At 35.2% G+C, this 26,660-nt stretch carries 29 protein-coding genes and 1 other RNA gene; 13 read left to right on the forward strand and 17 right to left on the reverse strand.

The genetic code is table 11. From position 1 onward, the window contains the following. Positions 1-62 precede the first annotated feature (62 nt). Together BC781_RS17275 and BC781_RS17280 are read right to left on the reverse strand one after the other, a co-directional pair. Positions 63-1,391: an alginate export family protein gene (locus BC781_RS17275; protein ID WP_158281512.1), complete on the reverse strand. Its 1,329-nt coding sequence runs from the start codon at positions 1,389-1,391 to the stop codon at positions 63-65. A 205-nt stretch (positions 1,392-1,596) separates the two neighbouring features. After that, entirely contained in the window at positions 1,597-2,247 is a 651-nt protein-coding gene (locus BC781_RS17280) for a YceI family protein (RefSeq protein ID WP_109620095.1), read from the reverse strand. Between the two features lie 334 nt (positions 2,248-2,581). Between BC781_RS17280 and BC781_RS17285 the strand changes: the two genes are divergently transcribed. The 3 genes from BC781_RS17285 (at position 2,582) to BC781_RS17295 (ending at position 4,748) form a co-directional block, all read left to right on the forward strand. Further along, positions 2,582-3,496 carry a sialate O-acetylesterase gene (locus BC781_RS17285; RefSeq protein ID WP_211323861.1) on the forward strand — a complete coding sequence of 305 codons (915 nt, stop codon included), beginning with the start codon at positions 2,582-2,584 and terminating at the stop codon, positions 3,494-3,496. A gap of 147 nt (positions 3,497-3,643) precedes the next feature. Continuing rightward, complete coding sequence (locus BC781_RS17290) at positions 3,644-4,135, forward strand: RNA polymerase sigma factor (RefSeq protein WP_109620097.1); 492 nt, start codon at positions 3,644-3,646, stop codon at positions 4,133-4,135. Continuing rightward, complete coding sequence (locus BC781_RS17295; protein WP_109620099.1) at positions 4,119-4,748, forward strand: hypothetical protein; 630 nt, start codon at positions 4,119-4,121, stop codon at positions 4,746-4,748. The genes BC781_RS17290 and BC781_RS17295 overlap by 17 nt, the downstream gene beginning before the upstream one ends. Here BC781_RS17295 and BC781_RS17300 read toward each other — a convergent pair. Continuing rightward, positions 4,745-6,061 carry a DUF2851 family protein gene (locus tag BC781_RS17300; protein ID WP_109620101.1) on the reverse strand — a complete coding sequence of 439 codons (1,317 nt, stop codon included), beginning with the start codon at positions 6,059-6,061 and terminating at the stop codon, positions 4,745-4,747. The two genes, BC781_RS17295 and BC781_RS17300, sit on opposite strands and share 4 nt — an antisense overlap. A 143-nt stretch (positions 6,062-6,204) precedes the next feature. Then, positions 6,205-6,792 (reverse strand): Crp/Fnr family transcriptional regulator, encoded by a 588-nt coding sequence (locus BC781_RS17305; protein WP_109620103.1) that lies wholly within the window; start codon positions 6,790-6,792, stop codon positions 6,205-6,207. A 115-nt stretch (positions 6,793-6,907) separates the two neighbouring features. Between BC781_RS17305 and BC781_RS17310 the strand changes: the two genes are divergently transcribed. Next, entirely contained in the window at positions 6,908-7,171 is a 264-nt protein-coding gene (locus BC781_RS17310) for a DUF2492 family protein (protein WP_109620105.1), read from the forward strand. Here the strand turns inward: BC781_RS17310 and BC781_RS25535 are convergent. Then, complete coding sequence (locus BC781_RS25535; RefSeq protein WP_158281513.1) at positions 7,168-7,326, reverse strand: hypothetical protein; 159 nt, start codon at positions 7,324-7,326, stop codon at positions 7,168-7,170. The two genes, BC781_RS17310 and BC781_RS25535, sit on opposite strands and share 4 nt — an antisense overlap. A 45-nt stretch (positions 7,327-7,371) precedes the next feature. Here BC781_RS25535 and BC781_RS25425 point away from each other — a divergent pair, with 45 nt between their 5' ends. From BC781_RS25425 to ssrA, 7 genes are all read left to right on the forward strand, one after another. Further along, positions 7,372-7,770, forward strand: a complete 399-nt coding sequence (locus tag BC781_RS25425; protein WP_146201718.1) for a hypothetical protein — start codon at positions 7,372-7,374, stop codon at positions 7,768-7,770. A 115-nt stretch (positions 7,771-7,885) separates the two neighbouring features. Next, positions 7,886-8,359 (forward strand): GNAT family N-acetyltransferase, encoded by a 474-nt coding sequence (locus tag BC781_RS17315; RefSeq protein WP_109620107.1) that lies wholly within the window; start codon positions 7,886-7,888, stop codon positions 8,357-8,359. 110 nt (positions 8,360-8,469) lie between these two features. Further along, the gene (locus tag BC781_RS17320) at positions 8,470-9,825 is read left to right on the forward strand and encodes an MATE family efflux transporter (RefSeq protein ID WP_109620109.1); all 1,356 of its coding nucleotides are present in this window, start codon (positions 8,470-8,472) and stop codon (positions 9,823-9,825) included. Then, the gene (gshAB, locus tag BC781_RS17325) at positions 9,825-12,146 is read left to right on the forward strand and encodes a bifunctional glutamate--cysteine ligase GshA/glutathione synthetase GshB (RefSeq protein ID WP_109620111.1); all 2,322 of its coding nucleotides are present in this window, start codon (positions 9,825-9,827) and stop codon (positions 12,144-12,146) included. Before BC781_RS17320 ends, gshAB begins: the two co-directional genes overlap by 1 nt. A gap of 118 nt (positions 12,147-12,264) precedes the next feature. Further along, positions 12,265-12,804 carry a DinB family protein gene (locus tag BC781_RS17330; RefSeq protein WP_109620114.1) on the forward strand — a complete coding sequence of 180 codons (540 nt, stop codon included), beginning with the start codon at positions 12,265-12,267 and terminating at the stop codon, positions 12,802-12,804. Between the two features lie 398 nt (positions 12,805-13,202). Next, positions 13,203-13,829: a hypothetical protein gene (locus BC781_RS17335; RefSeq protein WP_109620116.1), complete on the forward strand. Its 627-nt coding sequence runs from the start codon at positions 13,203-13,205 to the stop codon at positions 13,827-13,829. A gap of 118 nt (positions 13,830-13,947) precedes the next feature. Continuing rightward, positions 13,948-14,358, forward strand: a transfer-messenger RNA (tmRNA) gene (gene ssrA, locus BC781_RS17340). A 512-nt stretch (positions 14,359-14,870) separates the two neighbouring features. On the opposite strand, the gene BC781_RS17345 is transcribed toward ssrA, so the two are convergent. From BC781_RS17345 to BC781_RS17380, 8 genes are all read right to left on the reverse strand, one after another. Next, the gene (locus BC781_RS17345; protein ID WP_109620118.1) at positions 14,871-15,089 is read right to left on the reverse strand and encodes a hypothetical protein; all 219 of its coding nucleotides are present in this window, start codon (positions 15,087-15,089) and stop codon (positions 14,871-14,873) included. Between the two features lie 23 nt (positions 15,090-15,112). Beyond that, on the reverse strand, positions 15,113-15,397 hold the full coding sequence (locus tag BC781_RS17350) for a DUF3850 domain-containing protein (RefSeq protein ID WP_109620121.1): 285 nt from the start codon (positions 15,395-15,397) through the stop codon (positions 15,113-15,115). 7 nt (positions 15,398-15,404) lie between these two features. Beyond that, the gene (locus BC781_RS17355) at positions 15,405-15,806 is read right to left on the reverse strand and encodes a hypothetical protein (protein ID WP_109620123.1); all 402 of its coding nucleotides are present in this window, start codon (positions 15,804-15,806) and stop codon (positions 15,405-15,407) included. Positions 15,807-15,819: 13 nt separating this feature from the next. Further along, entirely contained in the window at positions 15,820-17,436 is a 1,617-nt protein-coding gene (locus BC781_RS17360) for a hypothetical protein (RefSeq protein ID WP_146201719.1), read from the reverse strand. A 57-nt stretch (positions 17,437-17,493) separates the two neighbouring features. Continuing rightward, positions 17,494-17,754, reverse strand: a complete 261-nt coding sequence (locus BC781_RS17365; protein WP_146201720.1) for a hypothetical protein — start codon at positions 17,752-17,754, stop codon at positions 17,494-17,496. A 201-nt stretch (positions 17,755-17,955) separates the two neighbouring features. Next, on the reverse strand, positions 17,956-18,339 hold the full coding sequence (locus BC781_RS17370) for a hypothetical protein (RefSeq protein ID WP_109620130.1): 384 nt from the start codon (positions 18,337-18,339) through the stop codon (positions 17,956-17,958). Beyond that, complete coding sequence (locus BC781_RS17375) at positions 18,336-18,644, reverse strand: helix-turn-helix domain-containing protein (RefSeq protein WP_109620132.1); 309 nt, start codon at positions 18,642-18,644, stop codon at positions 18,336-18,338. The genes BC781_RS17370 and BC781_RS17375 overlap by 4 nt, the downstream gene beginning before the upstream one ends. 12 nt (positions 18,645-18,656) lie before the next feature. Next, positions 18,657-18,884, reverse strand: a complete 228-nt coding sequence (locus tag BC781_RS17380; protein WP_109620134.1) for a hypothetical protein — start codon at positions 18,882-18,884, stop codon at positions 18,657-18,659. A 133-nt stretch (positions 18,885-19,017) separates the two neighbouring features. Here BC781_RS17380 and BC781_RS17385 point away from each other — a divergent pair, with 133 nt between their 5' ends. After that, positions 19,018-19,845 (forward strand): helix-turn-helix domain-containing protein, encoded by an 828-nt coding sequence (locus BC781_RS17385; protein WP_109620136.1) that lies wholly within the window; start codon positions 19,018-19,020, stop codon positions 19,843-19,845. Between the two features lie 540 nt (positions 19,846-20,385). Here the strand turns inward: BC781_RS17385 and BC781_RS17395 are convergent. The 3 genes from BC781_RS17395 to BC781_RS25805 all read right to left on the reverse strand — a co-directional run bounded on the left by BC781_RS17395 (position 20,386) and on the right by BC781_RS25805 (position 22,944). After that, complete coding sequence (locus tag BC781_RS17395) at positions 20,386-21,321, reverse strand: hypothetical protein (protein WP_146201721.1); 936 nt, start codon at positions 21,319-21,321, stop codon at positions 20,386-20,388. A gap of 181 nt (positions 21,322-21,502) precedes the next feature. After that, the gene (locus tag BC781_RS17400) at positions 21,503-21,757 is read right to left on the reverse strand and encodes a hypothetical protein (protein WP_109620140.1); all 255 of its coding nucleotides are present in this window, start codon (positions 21,755-21,757) and stop codon (positions 21,503-21,505) included. Between the two features lie 1,052 nt (positions 21,758-22,809). Then, positions 22,810-22,944: a hypothetical protein gene (locus BC781_RS25805; protein WP_262510267.1), complete on the reverse strand. Its 135-nt coding sequence runs from the start codon at positions 22,942-22,944 to the stop codon at positions 22,810-22,812. A gap of 834 nt (positions 22,945-23,778) precedes the next feature. Between BC781_RS25805 and BC781_RS17405 the strand changes: the two genes are divergently transcribed. Then, entirely contained in the window at positions 23,779-24,900 is a 1,122-nt protein-coding gene (locus tag BC781_RS17405) for a Fic family protein (RefSeq protein ID WP_109620142.1), read from the forward strand. Positions 24,901-24,917: 17 nt separating this feature from the next. Here the strand turns inward: BC781_RS17405 and BC781_RS17410 are convergent, their stop codons facing one another. Beyond that, the gene (locus BC781_RS17410; RefSeq protein ID WP_146201722.1) at positions 24,918-26,141 is read right to left on the reverse strand and encodes a site-specific integrase; all 1,224 of its coding nucleotides are present in this window, start codon (positions 26,139-26,141) and stop codon (positions 24,918-24,920) included. Positions 26,142-26,660: the final 519 nt, after the last annotated feature.

Below are 26,660 nucleotides of genomic sequence, written 5' to 3' on the forward strand. Positions count from 1 at the left end.
ATAGTGTGTCTTTGGGGAAGACACACTACTTATATTTGCTTTACACGAAGTAATGAATACGCTTAGTTTTGCTCGCCTTTCTTAGAGAAAATTGTAGGATTGATAATCACACGTACCCAACCCCATTGGTTTATTTTATCTCTATCTCTAGCAGTTCCAGTACTCAAATCTCTTAGGTCTATGATACCATCCTGAGGGAATAAGAATGAGAAACCTCCATCAAACTTCACATGATCATACAATTTAAAACTTGCTGTCAAGTCTAATTCTTGACCTAAAGATCGATCAGATAAATCCCCTACCAAGTTCAACACTTGACGTCCCATTGAGCTAAAGAAGTGGTAGTCGGCATTTACTCTCCAGTTTTTACCAATATTAAACCCTAGTTTTGCATAATAGTCTTGTAAACCTACACTTCCTTGGTGTCTTCCTCCTACATAGAAGTAATCCATAAAACCATTGAATTTGTGGTTTGTACCATAGAATGGGTTGAAAGCTTCATTCTCATCTGCGGCGGTATCATCATCATTACCCGAAAGAAGTTCTGCACCCAATGTCAAATCTACTAAGCCTTGTATTTTTCCTTTCACCTCCAACATCACATTGTAGGCATTGATATCTCTGTTTGAGCCATCTTGACCAGTTTGATAATAACCATTAAGTGCTACATCAAGAACAGCAATTGAAAATACGGCTCTACCTCCCATTGTTTGGCTATAACGGATTTTTAAGTCATCAGCAGTGAAATCAGGGTCATCTGTATCGATTTGTTCAAGTCCGTTGTTGAGGAATAAAAGACTTAGCTTAAAGTTCTCAAAGCTTTTATTCAGCCATAAAAACTGTAAAGTCTTATAATTCGGACTCAAGGCATAAGGTTGTCTGAATAAATTTTCACGGTCTGATTGGTAAGTTCCTCCAGCATGAAGTTTGAATAAACCATCGTACATGAATATTGCAGCATCATGCACCAAACCTTGCTGTGCCCAGTCTACATTACCCAAGATACGATCATCATCATACTTGAGTTCTTGACGCCCTATTTTCAAAGCTGTAGTTTCGCCAAAAGCAAACTTTGCCCAACCTTCATAAAGATGAAGATTTCCATTATCAGTATTGTTTAGTGTTGGTGTTGCACCCCAAGTTCGAACATCTTGAAAAGCAAACTTCACCTCAATCAATTCCTCTTTGTCTTTATAATAGAATTTTAGACGAGTACGTTGCGAGATAAAGTTGTCAGCCATATCTATATTATCGTCAACAGGGCGAGGTTGTCCAAATCCTCTACGGTATTCATAACGCGGACGAATATCTGCATCTACCTTATACTCTTGAGCATATACAAATAAAGGACTAGACAATAAAATTAGTAAAAGTAATAGTGTTTCTCTCATGAGATTTCGGGTCATATTTTAACTAATCAGAAATTAGTTATTCTCTATGAAGCTTTTGTCCCGATGTAAGTATGATGTAACAACTATGATAGTAATTAAGGAAAGTTGTAAGGTTTAAATGGTTTTCAAACTTTTTTTTGGGAACAAAAAAAGGTAACCCTTGAAAAGGTTACCTTTTTTCGAATTTCAAGCTGGTAGACTTATTCTACTGCATCACAGTTGAAAGCCTTACTTCTAACTTAAAGTCATTGTCAATTGCTTTATCTCCTAAATTATCGAAGAAGCTATTTGAGCCATACTTAATATCATAAAGCGTACGGTCAACTACTACATTTGCTGTAGCTACAGCCTCTTTGTCTTTGATTTCAACTTTAGCAGGGAAAGTAACTGGTTTCGTGATTCCTTTGATTGTCAAATCTCCAGATACCTCATACTCATTTGCTGCTGCTCCATCTTTCACAGAAGTGATCATGAACTTACTAGTTGGGTGTTTTTCTACACTAAAGAAATCATCTGACTTCAAGTGACCTTCCAACTTTTGCTTGTACTCACCATCAAGGTCTGTATCAACCAATGATGTCATATCTACAACAAAGCTACCACCTACTAACTTCTCTCCTTCAAATTTCAAAGCACTTTCTTTGAACTCTACAGTACCTGTATGGCTTCCAGTTACTTTTGATCCAGTCCAAACAATACCATCACGTACTTCTTCTGTTGACTCTTCTGCAGCAGGTGTTTCTACTGTTGTTTCTTCAGTAGATTCTTCTTTTTTCTCTTCTGCTTTTTGTTGGCAAGCGGTAAAAACAGATACTGAAATTAGCCCTATCAAGGCAGTTCTAAGTAGTTTTTTCATGGCGAAAAAAAATGATTTAATAATAATTATGTTTGAGTGTGTTTCCATGGACAGTACAATTTCACTGCCAACTGTATTGAGTATAATGATATACTTCTATTACAATTCAATTTAATACTATCCTAATATATTTTATTGTCAGAAAAATCCATAAATAATACCGTATAAAAATTGACCAAAAAACCTCAAACTTCATCTGATTATCAGACTTCTTGATAAAATCACATTTACTCTTCCAATACGAACTTTTAACAGTCCTCAAGAAGTACAAAAGGAATGATTTCTGATCTTTAAATAAATCAATTCATATCTATTTTAAAGAACCTTTAGTCCTATGAAACACGCTTTTTTCCAACTGATGCTTTTATCATTTCTTTTACCACTCCAACTTTCAGCACAAAAAGCCCAAAAAGAAAAAGTGAGATTATTTTTCTTGGGAGGACAATCTAATATGGAAGGCTTAGGCTACAATAAAGACTTACCCAAAAAGCTAAAGCAAATTGATGATGTTTATATTTTCAATGGAAATGATGTAGCAGACGGAGCTGAGAATGGCGGCTTAGGTATTTGGGAAGTACTAAAAGCCGGACATGGTTATGGCTTTAATTCTGATGGAAAAGAGAATAAACTATCTGAACGTTTCGGCTTGGAACTGACATTGGCAGAAGCGCTAAAAGAAAAATACCCGAATGAGAAAATTGCCTTTATCAAATACGCAAAAGGTGGTTCTTCAATTGACACCCTAGCCTTTGAATACGGAACTTGGGACCCTGCCTTCCAAGAAAGTACAAACCAATATGATCACTTTTTAGCTACTGTAAATAATGCTTTCAGAAATACAGATATCGACGGAGATGGTGTGGAAGAAGAATTAATTCCGACTGGTATTTTTTGGATGCAAGGCGAAAGTGATGCGGTGAAAGAAGAAGTAGCCTTGCGTTATCATTCAAATCTGACGATGCTCATGGGTAGAATCAGAGCTGTTTTCAGAGACAATGATTTACCAATTGTGATGGGCAAAATTTCAGACTCATGGAATAAGCCTTCGGGGAAAGTTTGGAAGTACGGAGATATGGTGCAATATGCTCAAGAGAAATTCTGTATAGAAGACCCAAATGCTGTGATCGTTAGACATACACGCTATTATAAATATTCAGACCCTTTTCATTACAATAGCGAAGGCTACATCGATTTAGGAAAAAGATTTGCTGAAGCGATGCTTTCACTAGAATTGAAGCCTATTCAATAGCATTAAAATTCATTCATATTCGTCCCCAATTACTTTTTCAAAAGAGGTGATTGGGGATTTATTTTTACTTTTTTGAAAAAAAAATTTAGACCAACTGTAATAATCTTCCTTCTCAAGACACTAACCAAGTAAATAAAAACCGAAACCGTGAGCAGCGATTTTTACAACTTATTCATTCTACCACATGCCCCAATCATTATTAAAATCTGTCGGGCATATACCAACTCACAAGAAGACTTTGAGGATTACTACCAAGAAGTTTGCTTACAGATTTGGCATAGTAGAGAACGCTTTAAAGAACATTCGGAATGGTCTACTTGGGTGTATAGACTGTCGCTGAATGTGTGCTTAACACTTCTGAAAAAACAGAAGAACAATCCACAGCACTTTGCTTCTGATAGCTTGCCACCCGAAGCTTCAGAAGATAGTAAAGCATTCTCGGATGAAGACTTGAATCAACTCTACATTGCGATTCGACAATTGAAAGAAATTGACAGAGCCGTAATTCTACTCTATTTAGAAGAACGCTCTTATCAAGAAATCGCGGAGGTTATCGGAACCAATCCCAACAATATTGGGGTGAGAATTCAACGTATCAAACAACGTTTAAAGAAATTATTACATGAAAAAGTCTATTGAAGATATTTGGAAAGAGGGTTTTATCAATAACGAGAAGTTGACGGCCCCAAAAATTAATGATCTGTACAATCAGAAATCGATTCATCTCGTCGATAAATTTCGTAGAGATTTCAAGCTAAACCTTATCTATATCATTTTTCTATCCTTGTTCTTTTTAGGAGCGGGTATTTTCCTAAATGCCGTATATAGCGGAATCGTGATTTTCTTGCTTCTCATTTCACTACTTGTATATGGGAAAAAGAGACTCGATATTATCAATAAGCTTGATTATAACGATAACAGTTACAAGTATCTTAAATCGTTTGACGATTGGTTGCAAGCCACTTTAAAAGGATATACACTCTTGTATCAAATCTTTTATCCTGTATTCTTCTTGGCTATCGCTGGAGGTGTTTGGTTTTCACCAATTGGAGAAAAGGTTATGCAAAAGTTTCCCGATCTACAAACTGTTTTGGGGCTACCATTATACCCCACAATTGTCGTTTTCTCCATTGCAATCCTTCTGATCTTTTTGGCAAAACGTTTATATGAGCTTGACATGAATCTTATTTATAAATCACAGATGGATAAACTCAAAGACTTATTAGCGGATATGGAAGAATTGAGAGCTTAAGAAATAATAAAAAAGGGCTCTTTCAATTGGATTTCTTTCTGAAGCAATCGGCAGCCAATAGTACAAGAAAAACATTTCCGATTAGTACAGTAGGAATTGAAAAGCTCTAAATATGCCTGTGAATCATAAGCTGATTTGATAGTGGAACCTAGTTCTTTCCACTGATCAATCAGCTTATTTTTTTCGGCAGGTATATTTTCCAAAAGACTTAATGCTGTCTCAAAGAATCGATCTTCTTTATGGTAAAGCCCGTAAGCAACCTTCAGAGGAGCAATAGTATTTATCATGATATTCTGAAGACTACTTTTTCCTAATGAGCGATCACTTTCTTTCTTACTCAATTTTCCGAAATGATAATGCTTTTTCCAGTAAGAAGAAACCTCAATTTCAAATAAGGATTCATATTTTTCAACCTCATTTTGGAATACAAAATTGGAAAAGAAATACGTATTTTTTGTAATGAATTGTGCAAACTGAGCAAGTCTTAGCGTAGGAAAATTAGCAGGGCGAAGTCTTAAAAAATCCCATTCTACAACAGATAACTGTTTTTCTTGAAGTTGATATTTATGGGCTAAAAATGCATACTCTTTTTTCAAGCTTTCAGAATAATCATCTACACTTTCTTGAGGAAGTAGCCCCGAAAGCCCAAAAAGTAGCGCCTCAATCTGAAGTATATTATCCGAATGCAGTTTCAAGATTTTCAATGGCAAACGTTTCGCTAGTTTCAGAAAGGAAACTTTATTCTTCTTAAATCCGAAATTCTCTGCGAGTAACTGATAAGCACATTCTTCCCAATTATTTCCGCTCTCCTCCAATAACTTCAAAACCGTTTCTCCTTTTCTGAACAGCCTTTGAGTTACAGCTTTATCTAGCATCTGAAATTTCTCAAAGTCAGAAACAGTATCAAAACTATTGGCACAGGCTATCTGGGACGATGCTTGACTTACTTTCTCATAAAATGAAAGGCAATCCTCCTTTATTCTATCTCGTAATACTAGCGTTGGAATAACTGAACCATCCTTTCTGAACACTTCTTGATCGTCTTCCCACACAACATGAAGGATGACATTCTGATATCTTTCTTGCGTATGATGTTTATGTTTTTCCCAATCCGATGATTTGATATGAATCTCGATATGCCCAACCCATTCCATTTCATTGAGTAATATCCTCGCTTGTCTGAAATCGGGGCCTTCATCTTCGTGAGGGTAACCTCTATCTAAAAGTGTAATGGATTCTTCTTGGGTTGTTTTTAGGTCTTTAAGGTCAAACTGTTGGTGCATCCATAAAAAATGCAGAAAGTCTTCTTTCATGAGAAAAGTATGTGGGTAAAAAATATGGGTTATTCTAGCAAGAATATACCAAAAAGTGATTGAAATCCCACCATCTCCATAGTGCTAAATGACTTTATAGAAAAAAGCTCCTAGAGCAAATTTTAAAATCTTCTCGAAAGAAACTACCTATACACCTTTTTGTCCTTGATTTTCAGCTCACCTTCTTCCTCCAATTTCTTGATTGTTCTGATTACTGTCTCTACTCGCAAACCTGTCATATCTGCAATTTGTTGCCTTGTCAGAGGAACTAAATATTCATCTGTTATTTCCTTTTCTTCTTTCAGATAATCGATCAGACGGAGTACTCGTTTTTCGGGCGGGTTTGAAGAAATCTCGGCTTGCATAATGGCTTTGTAACGAAGTCTTTTGGCAAGTGTAGCTGTAAATTCAAGGTGAACTTTAGGATTTTCTTCTAGCAGTTTGAGAAAAATATCTTGAGGCAAAGCCCAAACCTTAGTACTCTTCACCGCTATGGCATTGCTCGGATATGGAAAATTCCCGAATAAAGGTGGTTCACCAAAACTCTCTCCGTCAGTAAAAACGCCTTGAACAAACTCTTTTCCTTCATCATTATAATTGGACATTTTCACTTGTCCTTTCATAATCTGCATATAAAAATGAGGTACTTCTTCTTCTGAAAAAAGCGTTTCATTTTTTTCATAATGCTTTAATATCGCTCCGTATTTTTCGAGTAAGTCTTCAGCTATCATTCGTAAAAACTTGTGAATATTTCTCCTTTATGATCTCACTCATAAACTTTTGAGATCGAAGATTCGGTTTTTTGTATCATAAACATAAGCATCTAAGAGAGAAAAATATATAATCATGGAAAATACAGTTCATGTTCACGAAGTGATCTTTATGATCGGAGACCAAAAAGGCGGACACTATAACAATGCTTCATTGATTGAAGATATCAAAGGAAAATGGGGTGCAGAAGTCAATTTCATGGCTTGTTCAGGCGTACCTTTCCCTCCACAAGATGTCGTTCCTTTCTTGATGGAAAGAAGTAAAATCGTTTTAGATGATAACGGAAATATTTCGCTTCACCCGAACATGCAAATCTGTAATGGTCACGAGAAACACTAAGCGTCATTCGCTAACTCATACAAGAAAGAAAGCCCTGTATTCTTTTCTAAAAAGGACAGGGTATTTTCTTTTTCATTCAGGCTGATTTTTTTCTCAAACAGAGCTGCAAGTTCTTTTACTTTTTTGCAGCCTAATTTTTTATCTAATTCATTCAAACATATATTTATTTCTTCATATGTTTATCTTACTTTTGTCAGAAGATGAAATCTATTGAGAAGTTATATGTCAGCTTTTCCTGTTTAGTAATCTGTTTACTACAAGGAATTTTAGCCTTTGGTCAAGTAAATTTGACTTTGGGTGCTGAAACTTCACAGCCTAAATCTCAGTGTAATTCTTCATTCAGAGAAGGTGGTTCTTGCTGTCCGAAAGAAGAACCTGTTGAACCTCAATTTTGCTGTATCCCGATTGCTCCCGTTCAAGAGATTGATCATTACAGTGTCCAACGAAGTCAGACAGCCGTATTCTCCACTTTTTCATTTGCAATCAAAGAAATACACTCATCGGGATTTGTACCTTTCTTTTCCCCGATAAACGACTCTTCCAAACCATTTTTCCCCTTCAAGCAACGGCAAGCTTGGCTCTGTTGCTACCGTATATAGTTCCTTTATTCTTTGTATAAACTCGAAAGCATTTCCTTACATTTTGGGAAATGACAATTCGGTATACCTTAAAGTGTGTATATGATCATCATTAATTTATCTAAGATCATATAAAGTGAGCAAGCAAAATTTACATATAGAACTACTCGAGGACCTTTCAGAAGCTCCTTTTGAGCTACTTGAATTGGCTGATCCTTCTAGAGAACAAATTATGTCTTATCTGAAGACAGGACATTGCTATGTCGCAATATTAGCCTCAGAAGTTGTGGGTGTCTTGGTTTTAACCAAAATAGATCAAACCTCTACCGAGATTAAAAACATTGCTGTCAGTGAGTCTGCTCAAGGAAAAGGATTCGGAAAAGTTCTATTACGATATGCTACCAATATTTGCCAAACAAAAGGAGATCATAAACTGATTATAGGCACTGGCAATTCTAGTATTGGGCAATTGGCACTTTATCAAAAAGAAGGCTTTGAAATCAAAAACATCAAGAAGAACTTCTTTTTGGATAATTACGATGAGCCTATTTTTGAGAATGGGATTCAATGTAAACATATGATCGTTTTAGAGAAGGATTTGAGGAAATAGCACTTTCTAAAACGAGAATAACGCACACACTTTAAAGTTAGCTTTATCTTCTTTGTGGAGAAGATGTAGAGCACATATTTCAACTTCATCCAAAAGAATAATTCAAGACTATGAAGCCAGACGCTTCTCAAGATCAAAATTCATATAAGTCCATTTTCCGAGTTTTGATGAAACTTACCCTGCCTATTGTCGGAGGTTCGTTTCTTCAAATGACCTACAATTTCACCGATATGATATGGGTGGGTAAACTCGGAAGTGATGCGGTAGCCGCTGTAGGTACAGCAGGATTCTTCACGCATATGGCTTGGGCTTTTTCATCTCTCGCCTTAGTGGGTACAGGTGTAAAAATTTCGCATGCGGTCGGTCGTCAAGATTTCACCGATGCTCGTGCTTTTATAAAGAATGGCTTCCTTACCACATGGGTATTGGGGCTTATCTTTATGCTATTTCTGATTTTAGGTTCTAGCCCTCTGATCGCCTTCTTCAAGTTGAACAATACAGTTGTAGAAGGCATGGCTGAGAATTACCTTATCATTTCAGCACTTGGTATACTTATCAGTTATACCAATTACCTTTTTGCCGCCATTTTTAATGCTTTCGGTTATACCAAAATCCCTTTCAAAACCAATATGGTTGGACTTGGGGTAAATATGGTACTCGACCCTCTTTTCATTTTTGTATTGAAATGGGGCGTAGAAGGTGCGGCTATAGCCACTGTAATTGCACAGCTTGTTACCGTAATCATTTATTGGAGAAGATTCCTTCGAGAAAAAGACATGAAAACGTTCCCTGGTCGAGTACACCTTGACCGAATGTGGGAAGTACTCAGACTTGGTTTCCCTACCGCAGCTCAGAGAGTCATTTTCACTTTCATTGCGATCATGATGGCAAGAATTATTGCGCAATGGGGAGCTACAGCAATTGCCGTTCAAAAAGTCGGACTGCAATTGGAGTCTGTGACTTTCATGACTGTTGGAGGTTTACACCAAGCAATCACCACTTTTGTAGGTCAGAAATACGGAGCAAAAGACTGGATTCAACTCAAGAAAGGTTACAATGTAGCCGTCGGAATTGGAGTGATGGTTGGCTTTTTAGTCAGTTTACTTTTTATGCTTATTCCAGAACTACTGATCTCTATTTTCTTGAAAGAAGCTGATAGTATTGCAATGGGAGCACAGTACCTACGCATCATCGGACTTTCTCAAATTTTCATGTGTATGGAAATGGTCACAGGAGGAGCCATGAACGGATTGGGAAAAACACACATCCCTGCAACCCTCAGTGTGATTTTGACAGGAGCACGTATTCCTTTAGCCTTATGGTTGTCTGCTATGCCTGCATTAGGTTTGGATGGCGTTTGGTGGAGTATTAGTTTGAGTAGTATTGCTAAGGGGCTTGTGTCCGTAGTTGCATTCTACTACCTAATCAAAAGCATGAAAGAATTTCAACTTAGCCCACTCAAATAATGAAACACAATTATAAACACTACATAGATCAAGACCCAATTCTGAAACACAAGCTATTGGAAGGCAACTTCGGAATTGAAAAAGAAAATGCAAGAGTAGATAAAAACGGAAAATTAGCCCTTACTCCTCACCCTAGTGTATTTGGGGATAAGGCAAAACACCCTTTTATCACAACCGATTTTTCAGAAAGCCAAATCGAAATGATTACCCCTCCTATGCCTTCTATCAATGAGGCGATGGGCTTTTTGCAAACAATACATGATATCGTAAGTCTTGAACTAGATAAAGGAGAATACCTATGGCCTCAGAGCGCCCCTCCTATTCTACCTAAAGATGAAGAAATCCCGATTGCACGTTATGGCGATAGCGATACTTCCGCAGAAGAATACCGTGAAATGCTTTCAACCATCTACGGAAGAAAAGTACAACTGATTTCTGGAGTACATTTCAACTTCTCTTTTACCGAAGAGTGGATGGAACGATTGTATAAAGCATCTGGCGAAGAAACTTCACTGAACGAGTTCAGAAATAGGCTCTACATGAAATTGAGCCGTAATTTCTTCCGCTATCGTTGGTTACTGATTTGGCTATTCGGGAAAAGCCCTGCTGTTCATAAAACATATATCAAAGATTGCATTGACCGTTTGCCTGCACTAGAAAAAGATGCTTACTCATTTATGGAAGGAACCTCTGTTCGTTCTGGGGTATGTGGCTATCGCAATAAGGTAAACCCGATTCTCAATTTTGACTCTTGGGAACAATATCAAAAAAGTGTTGATGACTTAGTGACTGATGGTTCTCTAAAGGCTAAAAAAGAACTATACACTCCACTACGTCTCAAATCATTGGGAGACGAAGAGAATGTTTCATATCTGGAAGTACGTACACTAGACCTCAATCCGCTTAAGAAAACAGGTATTTCCAAACGAACACTCCATGCTATTCACCTTTTCCTATTGTATTGTCTATTTAAAGAGGAAGAGGGGACTTTAGATAAAGATCAACAGCAGGTTGCTTACACCAACAACGACCTTGCTTCTACTTTTGGCTTACGAAAAGACGTAGAGCTTATAACTTATGCTGGTGCTAAAAAAGGTATACAGCTATGGGCTGACGAAATTATTGAAGAAATGGTAACGCTATTAGCGGACTATACCTCCAACAATTCAGATTACCAAGAAGCACTTGAATACCTCAGCAGACTAGTTACATCTCCGAAAGGGAGAATTGTACATACCCTTATGGCTGGTATTCAGAAAGACGGCTATATCCAATTCCATATGGAGAAAGCAAAAGAATATTTGAAGGAGAGTCGTAGCAAAAACTTCAATTTTATTGGGCTAGAAGATATGGAGCTTTCAACTCAGCTTGTGCTGAGAGAAGCCGTAAAGCGAGGAGTAAAATTTGAAGTCTTAGACAGAGCTGAAAATTTTATCCGTTTAAAAAAAGCAGATAAAACCGAATATGTCCAACAAGCTACAAAGACCTCGCTTGATACCTACAGTGGCATCCTTCTGATGGAAAATAAACTGCTGACCAAAAAAGTGCTAGAAGAGGCAAACATCAGAGTACCTCATGGTGGTCATTATACCGAAGAAGAGAAAGAAAAAGCGATTCTAGACTTTGAGATTTACAAGGGGAAAGCTATCGTGATTAAACCCAAGTCAACCAACTTTGGGCTAGGCATCACTATTCTCAAAGAAAATGATTCGGAGAAAAGGTATCGTAAAGCAATCAAAATGGCTTTCAAAGAAGATAAAAGCATTCTGATTGAAGAATTTATTTCGGGAAAAGAATACCGCATCTTCATTATTAATGATGAAGTAGTGGGCATTTTGCATCGTGTCCCTGCCAATGTCAAAGGAGATGGTGTGAGTAGTATCAGAGATTTAGTTTCAGAAAAAAATAAAGATCCACTCAGAGGAAAAGGTTACCGAACGCCATTAGAGAAAATTGCGCTAGGAGAAGCCGAAAAGATGTTTCTAGAAACACAAGGACTAAACTTTGAGACTGTACCAAAAGAAGGTGAAATCATTTACCTCCGAGAGAACTCAAATATTAGTACGGGTGGAGATAGTATTGACTATACCGATGATATTCCTGATTCGTACAAAAAAATAGCTGTAGATGCAGCTAAAGCACTTAAGGTAAAGATCACAGGACTTGATATGATGATTGATCATATAGAGGAAGAAGCCAATGAAAACAATCATGCTATCATTGAAATGAACTTCAACCCTGCCATTCATATCCATTGTCACCCTTTTGTTGGGAAAAATCGGAAATTGAATGAAAAGATTTTAGATGCTTTGGGTTTCTAGTCTGATTTCTATCCCAGCATTAAATGTTTCCAACAATCGTATTTATTATTTAGTTATAGCTAGGAGAATACTCTTAAAGGGTATTCTCTTTTTTATGTAAAAACAAAACTTCACCTTAATGAAACAAATTACTTTTTTCATTCTAAGCATTCTTTTCACACAATTCACAGTAATGGCACAAGAATCAAGTTATAGCGATAGCTTTCCAGAAAAGTGGGAGCGTTCAAAAAATTACTCTATTGCAGTTATTCAAGAAATGCCTTTCGAAAAATTCGATATGAAGGTAGCCGAAGATGTAATGAGTTTTCAAGAAGAACTTGCACACACGATTACCAACTTTGAAAAGTTGCAGTACTACGTTACAGGAAGTAAAGACTGTGCTATCACGGGCTATGGCGAGCAAATCAAGAATAGTAGCTCAAAAGAAGAAATCACATCTCTTTATGAAAAAGGATTTCAACATATCGATACGCTTTGGGACAGTCTTTCGGAAGATCAAAAAAATACAAGCGTAGAAAATTTCTTTGCCAAAGATGTAAACATGACAAAAAGAGATATTTTTTACCTTATGAGAAATCATGTGACACATCACAGAGGCAGATTGACCCTTCAAATGCGTATTGCAGGCGTAAAACCACCTCGCTATATCGGTTGGTAAATTACTTTTTTTAGCCACCAAAAAATAAAAGTAAAAAAATATAGTTAACGAAAGTGAATAATGGAATTTTTATGAAAATTACTGTTACGAACTTTTCAATAAAACCTATCTATTTTTAAAAGTTTTCAAAAACTCGGAATACTACTATTTCTTTTGCTCTTTTTACAAAACCCAAAGCTCTTATAGTGTCCACAAAACACTTATATATTTTCAACAAGTATCAGAATAACACTTTTAGAATATAATTCTGCAAGACACTCATTTGACCATTTTTTACACTTTTCAACAATCTAAAAAAGGTGATTTGGGTCAGTTTTTTAGTATGACAAAGCTATCTTTTCTAGTTAAGTGTTCCCTCTACATTTGTGTCATCAGAAAAACAAAAAACACTTAGAGCCATGAAAACTTTAAAACAATATGTATCTCGCTTTTTTATGATTTCTTTCTTTACGATGATGACTACAGCTGTTTTAGCTTCAGGTTATCCTTCATTCACATTTAGTTTGCTTCCAATGGAAGGAATGAAGAAAGTAAAATTAGATTTAAGCTCACTTGAGGGTGCAAATGGTTTGGTAAGAGTGATGAGCTGCGATGGCAAAGAGATGTACAGAGAGCGTTTCAAAAACGATGAGATGTGGTCAAAAGTATTCAACTTAAGCGAATTGGCAGAAGATGAATATAAGATGTTCGTAAATATCGGAACACTTAATTTGGTTGCAAGAATCAACGTTTCTGAAGAAGGTGTGAACCTTATCGAGAATTTAACTCCTGTAAACACAGAAAGCACATTGCGCTGTAGAGCTAAAGGCAAAAAAATGAGTGTTTTCTTTAATACTATCGACCACGTAACGGTTCGAATCCACAATACTGATGGAAAAGAAGTATTCCACAGCAAATTTGATGGAAACGGTGTCGATACTTTTGCTAGATCGTTCTGTCTTGAAAACCTTAAAGACGGTGCGTACACAGTAACTGTTTATTCTGATGAAAAAGGTGCACACGAACAAGATGTTGAATTAAGATAAGCTTGAGACAAAAACACATAAACTTTTTCCAACTCCCCTTGAGAAATCTTGGGGAGATTTTTTTTGCTTTAAATTGTATCCTTTATTGCAAATAATCCGTTATATTTGCAATCCCTTTGGGGTCGACCGGTATTGACAGGTTGAGATTTTGCGTGTATAAGCATGTCGGGTGGTGGGTGTCACATCCGTAATAAATACATCCACACTATAGATGGCGATTCATACGCTATGGCTGCCTAATCTCCTCTTCTGAGTTGAGATCTATGGGCTTAAACGGTTGAGTAGCTTAACGCACTCCCGGGCTACATCCTACCGTGCTCTGTTCTTTCAGCGTGGATTCTAGGGTGTTGTAAAGAAGGAACTAGCTTGAAGACTGCTGCGATCCGATAGCGAAACCTTAAGCAGATACGGGAATCTCTGGGTTTGTTCCCGACCTGGCTTTCCCCGACAATTAAAGTGGAACTAAGCATGTAGAAGGCACGACGAGGTCCTTCTCTGGACCAGGGTTCGAATCCCTGCGACTCCACAGAAGTTAGCCCTTACAGTATTGTAAGGGCTTTTTTTATATCATTTAGGGAAAGCATTGGGGAAAACATTTTCAAAACGGATTCATTTTAGCCCCAAAAAGACAAAACAGAAACCATAATCAATAAGACAGGCTTTATTTAACGAGGCTTAGTAAAACCAAAACTATAACCCCAATTAAGAACTATTCGAATCAAAAAAGCCCTATCCATAACCAATGGATAAAGCTTTAAACTTTACTTAAACCCACTTTAAAAGGCTTTTAATCCTTCAAGTTCTACATCTACAATCCTTACAAATCCCTATTACGCCCCAAAACGAGGTTAAAAATAAAGGTAAAATGTAAGTAAATGAAAGTTATTATTACATGGAATAATTTGAATAACACCTCTCAAGTAATTGACAGTCAAAACGATGCAAGTATATATTAGAGTTTCAAAACTTTCATTTTCACACACCCCCTCCCCCCTTTCATTTTTAAAACTTCATTAATCGGTTCAATTTTTCCCAACTGCTCTAAAGGTTTTCAATATCACTTTTCAAAGCGTGCTTTATCGTATGAATAGACACCCCAAATTCATTGGCTAGTTTCATAACAATTGCGTCAAATTCATATTGCAAAGGTTTAGGGGCTTGCCTGTAAATTTCATTAAAGCGTTCTTTAATCTTTTTATAACGTCTTATCATGTTCAAACGCTTCGTTTCTGCGATTTTCTTTCTTGTCTCTTCTTTCATTGCTTCTTTATTTAAGGATCTACTTACTTTTTAAACCGCCCTAAATGGGGTGTCATTGACAAGATTACAAACCCTCTTTTTAATCCGTATTGCTCGCAATCTCTGAGAATATGGGTAATCACTCTTGAACATTCTCGACCTGTAAATTCTCCATTATTAAACTCTCGCAGATGTAAAGCATCCCCCACTCTAAAATCTCGATCATTTTTCCTCAATTCGCAGGCTTTACGTTTCTTCACTACCTCATCAAAGTATTTAGGTAAAATTTTGAGAGTATGAGAATTAATCTTCTGAACTTCTTTTTTCATTGCTTCTTTATTTTCGTCCTTGTCTATATTGTAGTTCTTCCAAATTGGAAGGGCATAAGCTTGGGAATAAGCTATATTGTCTAAAGGGTTTTACATACCTCCAAAACCCCCGAATGGCTTTTTTATCAAAATCCCCTCCCTCCCTAATTACTTTTACAATTTCTTCGCTTACACTGGCTAAACCCTCAAAAATATTGCTTGTTGTAATCCCTTCTTTCAGTGGTTTTATTTCGCAGACATCAAACACGGTGTAACCAATACAAAAGCGTACCTCTTTATTTTTAGTTACAAACTCACCTACTTTTAAAATAATCCGCCCCCTCTTGGTTGGGGATGACCTGTATAAGATTAGAGGGTTAATACATTCCCCTTTTCTGTCAAATCTGAATGTTTCTTTTTGAGTTGTCATAGTAAAATTGGTTTTAATTATTCCGTTTAGTTATTTCTCGAATTAACTTCTTTGCCCTTGTTCCAGTTAATACTCGCTTTGAACGTCCGCCCCCCTTCAATACTTGCACCTCTTTAATTCTCTTTATCCAGTCCGAACTGGCTTTAATTTCTTTTTGCTCTAGTAAATCACTATACCTTTTTCGATTATGGGTGTAAGTTATCAATAGGTTCAAACGCCCCCGTTCCATTTTCTTTAGAAGGTTTTCAAGTATTGGTATTTCTTTGGTTTTAGCTTCTTTCATTCTTCTTTTTCGGTTTTCGTGGCTTTGCTTATTACTGCATCTTTTAGAACAATATTTTGCATTAGGTTTTTTATGACTCATATCGCCCCCACACTGGGAACATTTATGTTTTTTGGGGTCAGCTTTACGAGGGTAAAACGTACCACTTTTTTTCAATGCTCCACCCCCAATGGTTTTCACTTCTGAATCCTCCTTTATTGAGTTTTCTAAATACAACTTTTCCCCCCTTATCTTTAAAGTGGTAAAACGTACCAATTTTTCATTTTCAACTGGTGTTTTTTGCTTGTCTAAAATTTGGTCTAAAACATGGGGTTCAAAGGCTGTTTTTTGCCCTAAAATTTGGTCTAAAACACCTATCATATTAGCTCTTATCTCAGCTTGTGTATTATGCCCCCCAAACTTTAAAAGCATTGCCCACCAAGTATTTTTTTTGTTTTGACGTAATGATCTTATTTGAGCTTTTTCTTTTTCAGTTTCAGCATTACCCAAATTCCATGTTTCAGTAATTAATAAATATTTAAATCTTTCTAACTGTTGCGAAGTCATTGAATCACGGGCGTATTCATCCAAGGAATTAAAATAAATGGCATCGCTCCAAACTTTTAAAAGCTCAGAAGATACCAATTGAAAAACTTCTATACGGGTTAAATCCGCCAAAGTAACGACCTTTAAACCCGTTCCTTTTAAGACTGAATTTAGCTTTTTCATTTTCTTATAACGAATCTCTACACGTAACAGCTTTTTATTATAATCCCTTGTTTCTCTTGTCTTGTCCTTGTTGTTTCTCTTGTCTTGTTTTCGTTGTTTTTTGTTGTTTAAACGTTGATTTTGTTGGTTTGCAACACAACCGCCTTTATCATATATTTTCACCTCATAATCATCTTTCTTTATGGCTTTTATTGTCTTCTTTTCAGCATCTTCTTTTTCTAAAGAAAATAAGTCTTTACCCCATGATTTAAGCCCAGTAAGGACAAAACTAGCATCTAATGACGTTGAGACATTTAACCCAAATTCGACACTATGAACCCTCACAGATTGAGCATTAACACATAATTCTTTTTCTAGTTTATCCAGTGTTTTTAAAAAGTCCTGAAAGGTATAAAGCGTATCATTAGCCCCTCCATTATTCCAAAATACATGGAGACTCCCACGAATAACATACTTAAATACCCCGTCTGAATGCTCAAATATCCCAAGTCTTAAGCCTTTGTATTCACCCCACATATAAGGGTAGATTTCCCCAGTGTTCCAGTTAGTTATGACATTAAATGGTAGACGCAAACAAGACCGCCAATAATTAGCGATTTCCCCACCGTCTTTAAACTTTAATGTTACCCCGTCTACCATTACGAACCGTCTTAAAAAACTATTCTTACACTTTACAAAAAGCCACAAATTGAGCATTTAAGCCCCTTTAAATAAGTCACCTTGCTTCATTACTGGTCTTGATAAATCACTCATAGAATACACCGCTAATTCACTTTTAACGGCTGTACTGTCATTCTTGTAAAACTGGTTACAAGCTCTTATCCACTCCTCTATTTTCATACCTCCCACCGTTCCAGTACTATCCGAATCATTACAAAACCAATGTTCATGGATATTCACCATTACATAAGCCGTTTTCTTTTGTCCGCTTGCATTGTGATTCACGATTTTAACCATATGAGTTGGTATAAAATCATGTGTTGTATTAGCTTGTTTTAATTGTTCCATCGCTAAATTTTGAGTTTAAAAAGGCAGTCCACCACCAATAAAAAAGGGTGTTCTTTTCCATGCCGTCCAAAAAAGGTAGACCGCCAATAGTGATTAATAAGAAAAAAAGATTTGCATAGCCTAAAGCACTGCTTTAAGCTCTATTTGTGATTATTCCGCCCGACCTTCTACCAATTCAGACAAAGCAGATTCTATGCAATGCCTAAAGCGTGGCATGATGTCAGTTTCTTTTTCTACGCCTTTTACAGCAAGTAAAAGCAATGATTTCGCAATATCCGTATAAGCATCTATAACGCTTAAATCTGAGGTATAAAAACGGTCATTTTTTAGTCCCAAAGCCACCTTGTAACCACCCCATTTATAAGAATTACAAATAGAGTCTAATAATAGATTTATAAGTTCTTGGGAGTCTTCTACCCCTTGCTCATAAATGGCTAATCCATCCAGTACAGACTGTAAGACTGCTTTATTTTGCTCCCTTATCTCTACACTTAGAGAATGAAGCATAGATTTTTCACCACTACCTATACTCATTGTTTTAAGTTCTTTTTCTTACTTTCAAAGAATTTTTCTACATCGGCACGCTTAAAAACCGTTTTGCGCCCTACTTTTTCAAAAGGAATTTCACCCTTTTTCATTAGCGTATGTAGCGTTCCGAGTGATAAGCTATACTCTTTAGCTACCTCTTTACGGCTCAGACGTTCTGAGGGGCTTACGGGCTTTTGTTTTTGTACGTTTCGAACTTCTTCTTTTAGCTCAGAAATGACACCTCTTAACCCTCTGATTTCAGCGTGAAGAGCTTCAAAAGGGTTTTGCATTTGGTTTGTATTTACGTCCATTGATTTACTGTTTTAAGCTTGTAAAACTTTAATTAGGCGTTCTGTTGCTTGCCTTTGTTCTTCTTTCCATTTTTCCACATAGTCAACTACGGCATTAATAATCTTAGCATCTTCTTTAGACCGATAGCCATTGAAGAAGCGGACAATGTTTTGGTATTGAAGATTATTAGTTTCTCCAATATCCTTCAAAGCCCCATGAGGGAGTTGATTTTTTAACTCTTGTCTTTGTTCGTAATTCATGGTATTGATAACCAATTTAGTTATATAATTTTCATACTTTAGTTTATTAGAGTGGGATAAACTACTCTTATATCTAATAAACATTTAAATATATTAGATATTCTAATAATTACCAACATTTAAAATATTTATTATGAACCTAGGTAATATTTATGGAGATAGATTCAAAGCAATAAGGAAGAGAATAAAGATTAATCAAACTGACTTCGCTAAAAAACTTAATACTTCGCAGTCTAATATTTCACTAATTGAAAAAGGAGAACGAGTTCCCCCATTAGATTTAATTCATGAATTATTTAACATAGGTGTTACCTCTGATTATATATTACATGGAGTTGAACCCATATTAGAAGAGGATGTAAAAAAACGAAAAGATGAGAATGCGAAAGAATTTGATTCACGAATTGAAGAAGAACGTAGAAAATATAGAGACAAAATATTTGAACTACATAGAGATGAAATCTTAATGGTTGCTACTACGCTACCTTCTAATGAGCAAGATGAGTATATCCAAAGTCAAATAGATAGATATATTGAAGAAAGTCTTTCATCTGAAACTTTTGAAAAAAAGAATTCTTTCATTCAACAATTAATACGAAACACCCCAAAACTTAGAGAGCTATATGACCATAAGTCATTTATTGCGAGTATTGTAAGTGCTCTTAATGAATATATACATTGCTTAGATATGGAGTATCTATATTTAGAGACACAACTTTACCCCGATGATTTAAACAATGTCAATTACAGTGAAATTGTAAAGAAAGCTTTGAATATATATAAAGTAAATACATCAAATATTGCACTAGAAAATACGATAGACCAACTTTCAACAACGGTTAAACTGCTCAATGACTACCTTCCAGTTAAAGAACTTCATGACAGAACAGATTTAGATATGTGGGGCTATATACTCCATTATTACGAAACCAATGTGAAAGAAAAAGAAGACCGTAAATAATTACGGGCTTTTTTTGCTTAAACTAAAAGAACTCTTTGCTTTTAAAGCCCAATCAAAAGAAATCACTAAACAGAAGGTGTAAAAAAATGGCTTTTAAGCAGTATTTAAAAGCTTTTTAAATGGGTTTTAAATCTCTATTCAAAGCGTAGCATTTCCCCCATTTTATAGCGTAGCGTATTATAAAATCAAGTGAGTGTATTTATGTGCAAACTCGTTTTGTATGCTCTATCACATGGCTTGCTCTTTTAGTCCATTTTCCCGAATTACTAAACGGCTATTGCACTTAAAAGACAGTACCGAAACTAATACCAAATAAATAACGTATATTTAAGTAACGATTCTACGGATTCGTTGACGGCAAGACCCAATGTTTATTTTTAAGCGTTGGGTTTTTGCTTTTTTATACCTATAAGAACACAAGCCCCACCGATCACCACCGCTAAGAATTGGGAGTTATGAAAAAGTCCTGAGCATAAAAAAAGGATAAAACCTTATGCCATGTGCAATGGGGTTTTATCCTTTTTTTTATAATGAAAACATTTAGAATAATGACTGAAAGAATGCAATAGATTTAAATATTACCCACAACAATAATCCTATCATTAGTAAAAGAGTTAATAGCCCTCCTATGATTTGCTTTCTTTTCTTATTCTTATCTAACATAATTGAGGGGATATTCCCCACAATTGGAGTCGCAATAGACAAAAAGAATCTAACATAGGTTGAGTACTCACCTAAAGAACTTTTAATATACCCCCCAAAGTCAAAAGCTAATTCAGTCCAGACCAATGGAATCAACATTAATGAAAGGTTTTCAATTACACGTTTAGTCGAATCTTTATATATCCATCTATTATTCACTTTCTTTTCAAAGAACAACCTCAGATTAATATTTATGATTGACCTATATGGAATTATAAAACAATCAGTGGGCACGTCTTTAATTACAAAGCCTTTTGAACCTTTATTAGGCTCTGTTTCCCCTTCTTTTACTTCCTTAAAATTGCTATCTTTTAATTTTTTATATCTTTTCACATTCGAAAGGTAAATACTATCTATCCCTCTAGTAGAAGGGTTAAATGTGTGTTGTTTTATCACACCAGTGTACATACATGTATCATCCCCATTTTGTGTAAGTACATCCGCATAGACAAAAAGAACACGTCCATTACCTTTAAAATCTTTTTTAAACTCCTTAAACTGAGAAAATTCACCAGTCAAATAGTAGTGCCAATGATTAGCAAACCGTAAAAAGTTAAAATACTTATCGGCATTTGAATAGCGTATAATCTTATATAAAAGAAATGAAGGGAAAACAGATATAAAAAATAATAAGCTAACATAAGACAGTAAGCTATATACAAACTCCTTACTTAATATTGATTCTACTATACAGAAATCAGAGTCAATTATAAGTGCTTTATAATCTCCATAAATTGTGGCATAGGATATAGGTGAAAATAAAGTGTACAACATCAATGTGATGTACTGTAAAGGAATACCTAATAGTATCGAATATAAAAAAGTTTGCCCCCAATCTTTGGAAGCAAACTGTTTTGAGAACTCATGTTGGTAATAAAATCTCCTAAAAATAATACCTGGGAAGGCAAAGAAGATAAATAAAAAAATGGTATTAAATGCGATGTTCATTAACGATCTAAATAAGAGTTATCGTTTCTTTGCTGTTACTAAACTGAATCTGAATTTCGTCTTTTCCTTCCTCTAACCCTTGGTTTAGCATTTCTCTTGCTTTAGGGTCAGCTAAGATTTTTAGTCCTTCATCGCTAACATGACTTTCTTCCATATCAAAAATGGAGGGTATTTTTTTAACCTTTTCAATACTTCCTCTTACCCCCTCATTCATCCCCTCTAAAAGGTATTTAAATGGACTATAAAATTTTTCTTTAGTCATAATGTGGGCGTGTATATTTAGTTTTAGTACTACAGTGATAGATAATAAACGGAGATAAACAAATAGTGTTTATTCCTAATCTACTAGGTATCAAATTTTATACCTAGTAAACTAATGTAGCTCATTAGTTACTTTGTAACAAACCTTACTATATATATTTACGGAAAAAGTTGACTTTGGTAAACTATTACAATACAATTTTAAGAGACTAAACCATAAATAAAGTACGGACTAAATTTTTTGAGGGATAAAAAACTATCAAATAAAAAATCCAAAAGAGGACTAATAGTGAGAGACACTACAATAGAGCCTAATTTGATATTTTTACTTCATTGCTTGAATACAAAAATGTCTTAGCTATTATTATTATTTCAAGATGATATATAATTTTTGATATACATATCTCATATTTATGATATAAATGGAGCGTATTTTTAGGTACATAATGCTATCTTGCACTAAAGGCTACGCCACAAGATAGCATTATGTACCACATAAAGCATACATAGGAGTCTACAGTAGTACAAAAAATACCATCGCAAATTAAATCATAAAGCCATGTCAAAAACAATACAATTATCACCTAAATATAGTGCTATTGTAAAGAAAGTGGCAGAAGGCAAAGTAGGAAGCTAGAAAGTAACTAGCACTACAAGAAAAGTATGGTAAAAGATAATGCTAGGGTATTTTACCCTTAAAAAAGTAGACTGTAAATAATTGCGGTCTATTTTTTTATACAAAATCAATCCCAACAAGACTACCTAAAGTATTTTCTTTATCTCATTTGCTTTACTCACAATCTGTATAAAAAATTGATCTTCATAATTGCACTCAATCAAGCTAATAAGTTCTTTCAACTTAGCTCTTAAATCTTCATTTCCCTGCTCACCTTTAGCATAAGAAGCAAAGCCTTCTAAAAATCCGTTATAGAAAGATTGGTAATCAAAACTCTTATGTTCTAATTCCTTAAACCTTTGTTATGACGACTTTATTAATTCTTCACTATTTGGTAGTTTTTCACTCATATCTGATTCAATTGATTTATTAGTTGATTACCCACCCAAAGCATCCCTTATCAAATCATGTTCTTTTTCTTCTGAAATGTTGATGTATTGCCAAAATGAAGCTAATGTTCTATGCCCTGTGTATTTCATAACGGTTTCAGCAGGAACATCCCTTAATATCATATTTGTCGCAAAAGTTCTACGGCCACAAAAGAGGTAATGAACTCATGCACTTCAAAAGTGTTCATCTATTCCTACCAATTTGCATAACTCTTTCACGTACTTATTAAAGTTCTGATTGGCTATTTTATGAGTTTCACCATAGTTTTTGATTCACAAAGATGTTTATTGTTCATTGGTGATTATCAAAAGCTGTTGCTGATCATTTTCCATACTTTTTGATTCACAAAGGTGTTTGTTGTTCATTGGTGATTGTCAAAAGCTGTTGCTGATCATTTTCCATACTTTTTGATTCACAAAGATGTTTGTTGTTCATTGGTGATTGTCAAAAGCTGTTGCTGATCATTTTCCATACTTTTTGATTCACAAAGATGTTTGTTGTTCATTGGTGATTGTCAAAAGCTGTTGCTGATCATTTTCCATACTTTTTGATTCACAAAGATGTTTGTTGTTCATTGGTGATTGTCAAAAGCTGTTGCTGATCATTTTCCATACTTTTTGATTCACAAAGATGTTTGTTGTTCATTGGTGATTGTCAAAAGCTGTTGCTGATCACTTTCCATACTTTTTGATTCACAAAGATGTTTGTTGTTCATTGGTGATTATCAAAAGCTGTTGCTGATCACTTTCCATACTTTTTGACTCACAAAGATGTTTGTTGTTCATTGGTGATTGTCAAAAGCTGTTGCTGATCACTTTCCATACTTTTTGATTCACAAAGATGTTTGTTGTTCATTGGTGATTATCAAAAGCTGTTGCTGATCATTTTTTATACTTTTTGACTCACAAAGATGTTTGTTGTGGAAATAAAGCAATATATTAACGTCAAAAAAAAACATGAACTTAGAAAACGCTGTCAATTATCATTATAACCAATTTCCTCCTCAAAATTTAGAGCTTGGAAAAATGTTAGACTCTTTATTAAAGGCTACTGACGCTTTAGCTAGATATGATCAAATGTTAAAGAGTTTACACAATAGTGAAATACTTTTAGCACCTTTAAGAAGTCAAGAGGCTGTAATATCATCTCGTATGGAAGGTACTATAAGTACAATGGATGAAATATTAAAACTTAAAGCTGATAGTAACAGCGAAACAGAAGAAAAAGAGGGGGGGAAATATCGTAATGATGTTTTTGAAACCTACTTATATCACATAGCCCTAAACAATGCTCAACAAGCAATGAAAGATGGGTATACTATATCTGACCATCTAATCAGAGGAATACATCAGCAATTATTATCTATTGGTCGAGGAGCAAATAAATCACCCGGTAAATACAAAACAGAACAAAATTATTTAGCAGATAGACTAAAGCAAGAGATATTATTTATACCAATAAGCCCTGAAAAACTAAATGATGGTTTAGAGAACTTATTTAACTATTTAAAGGATAGTAATGATTCAATTCTAATTAAAACAGCTTTAATGCACTTAGAATTTGAAGCTTTGCATCCTTTTCAAGATGGTAATGGGAGAATTGGGCGGATGTTGATCACGTTATTATTATGGACTAGTGGCTCAATTTCTGAACCTCATTTTTATATTAGTGGATATTTCGAAGAGCATAAAGATGCATATATTGATATTATGCGAAATGTTTCAGAAAATGGAGATTGGGAAACGTGGTGTGATTTCTTCTTTACTGCTGTTGAACAGCAAGCTAACAGAAACTTACAAGTAGCTGAAAAAATACAAACACTATATGAAGATATGAAGATAAAGTTTACAAATATACTACTATCTAAATATAGTGTCTTAGCACTAGATTATATTTTTACTAATCCAATATTTAGAAATAATAAATTCAAGTCACATAGTGGAATACCACAAGCTACAGCTTCGAGATTTACGAGAGCATTATATGAAAATGGATTATTAAAAGTAATTGAAGAAGGAGCAGGAAGAAAAGCAACACTTTATTCTTTTGAACCAATGATGGAGTTGGTAAGAGTTTAGTACCAAAAGAGGGGGATTTATCCCCCTAAAGCAACCCTTATCAAATCATGCTCTTTCTCTTCAGGTATATTGATGTACTGCCAAAATGAAGCTAATGTTTTATGCCCCGTATATTTCATAACTGTTTCAGCAGGAACACCTCTTAATATCATATTTGTTGCAAAAGTTCTACGCCCAGTATGGGAGGTAACAAGCTCATATTTAGGCACTGACTTAGAAATACTTAATTTCCCTTTAAACTCATGCACTTCAAAAGGTTCATCTATTCCTGCCAATTTGCACAACTCTTTCACGTATTTATTAAAGTTCTGATTGGCTATTTTATGAGTTTCACCGCTTAATATTCGATCTATTATTTTCTCAGTTTCCCCCACTAATGGCAAAGTGACAAAGCCCCCCGTTTTACGTTGTCTTATTTCGATCAATCTCCCTTTTAGACTTTCTTTAATGTGTTCTTGGCTAATACGTCCATAATCAGAATATCTAAGCCCCGTATTTACAGACAGCAAAAGCCACTCCCTAGTATTTTTTAAATACTCCTTTGTCCCAAGTTCAACAGACTTAATCTTATTTATATCTTCTTCTGTTAAGATCACCTTTAAAGTTTCGGGCGGTTTAATTGGGGAAAACTTTTTGTAAGCAGTATTCTTTGAATACCCATTATCCACAGCCCATGAAAGGAAGGTTTTTAAATGCTTTAAGTATGTAGATGCCGTTTTATTATTGAGTTCGCCTTTGGTATTCATGTATTCCTGCAAACGTTCCAAAGTATTAGGCTTAATCGAATCAAAGGAAATAGGTAGTTTGTCTAATACTTCAAACTTCTTTAAGTGATTTTCAATACTTCGATACTTTTTAAAACTTGCTGTTTTATGGGTTCTTTTCTGAATTTCTAAATAACCCGACCACACTTCCCAAAACTCAACATTTTTCGTTTTAGCTTTTTCCGTTGGGGCTAATTGCTCTTTTAAATATTTTGAATCCACCTCTAAGCCTTTGTTTTTGGCTTCAATGTAAATCGTTAGTGCCTTATCTCTAAATATCTCCAATTGTTTATTCAACTCCACCGCATTGGAATTTGCAGAAAGTATTTTCTGATTCTTAACACTCCAATGTTTTGGCTTTATGGATAAGTCCGTAGAAACTCGCAACAACACACCCCGACCATCTGAGATGGCACATATAATTCGAGTGACATTTGGAGCATTCTTATCTTTCAAGTATAGTTTAGCGGTTGCCATATTTTGACCTTTTAATTTACTAAGGTCTAATATAGTCAATTCTTTATTGGGGAAAACATAAGGGATAACATTTTTATACTTTAATGTGCCTTAATGTATTGATTAAAGTAAAATAATCACCTTAAAGTAGTATTAAGGCTATATTTTGGATTTATGTATTTGCTCAAAAATCATAGATTCGAATCCCTGCGACTCCACAGAAACGCGTAAAAAACCGCTTAAACATTCCGTTTGAGCGGTTTTTGTTTTTAGTGTTCCGACTATGTTCCGACATTTTACTTTTTTGCTATCAAATTCCTAGTCTGACAAGATTTAGCAAATCAGAAAACATAAGGGGAATAAACTGTAAGAAAGTAACTAAGACATTTCCTCCTAAGAATTAAGCCTACTAAAATTCAGATAACCCATACAGCTCAAAACTCCCCCTTTATATACTTATGATAGCTGATTCTTTATCTTAATTGAAAGATTCCTCCCCTCAAGTCGTATCACTTATTTTTCAGCTTTGTCCTATAAAAA

It is taken from the genome of Sediminitomix flava (genome assembly GCF_003149185.1).
Classification (GTDB): domain Bacteria; phylum Bacteroidota; class Bacteroidia; order Cytophagales; family Flammeovirgaceae; genus Sediminitomix; species Sediminitomix flava.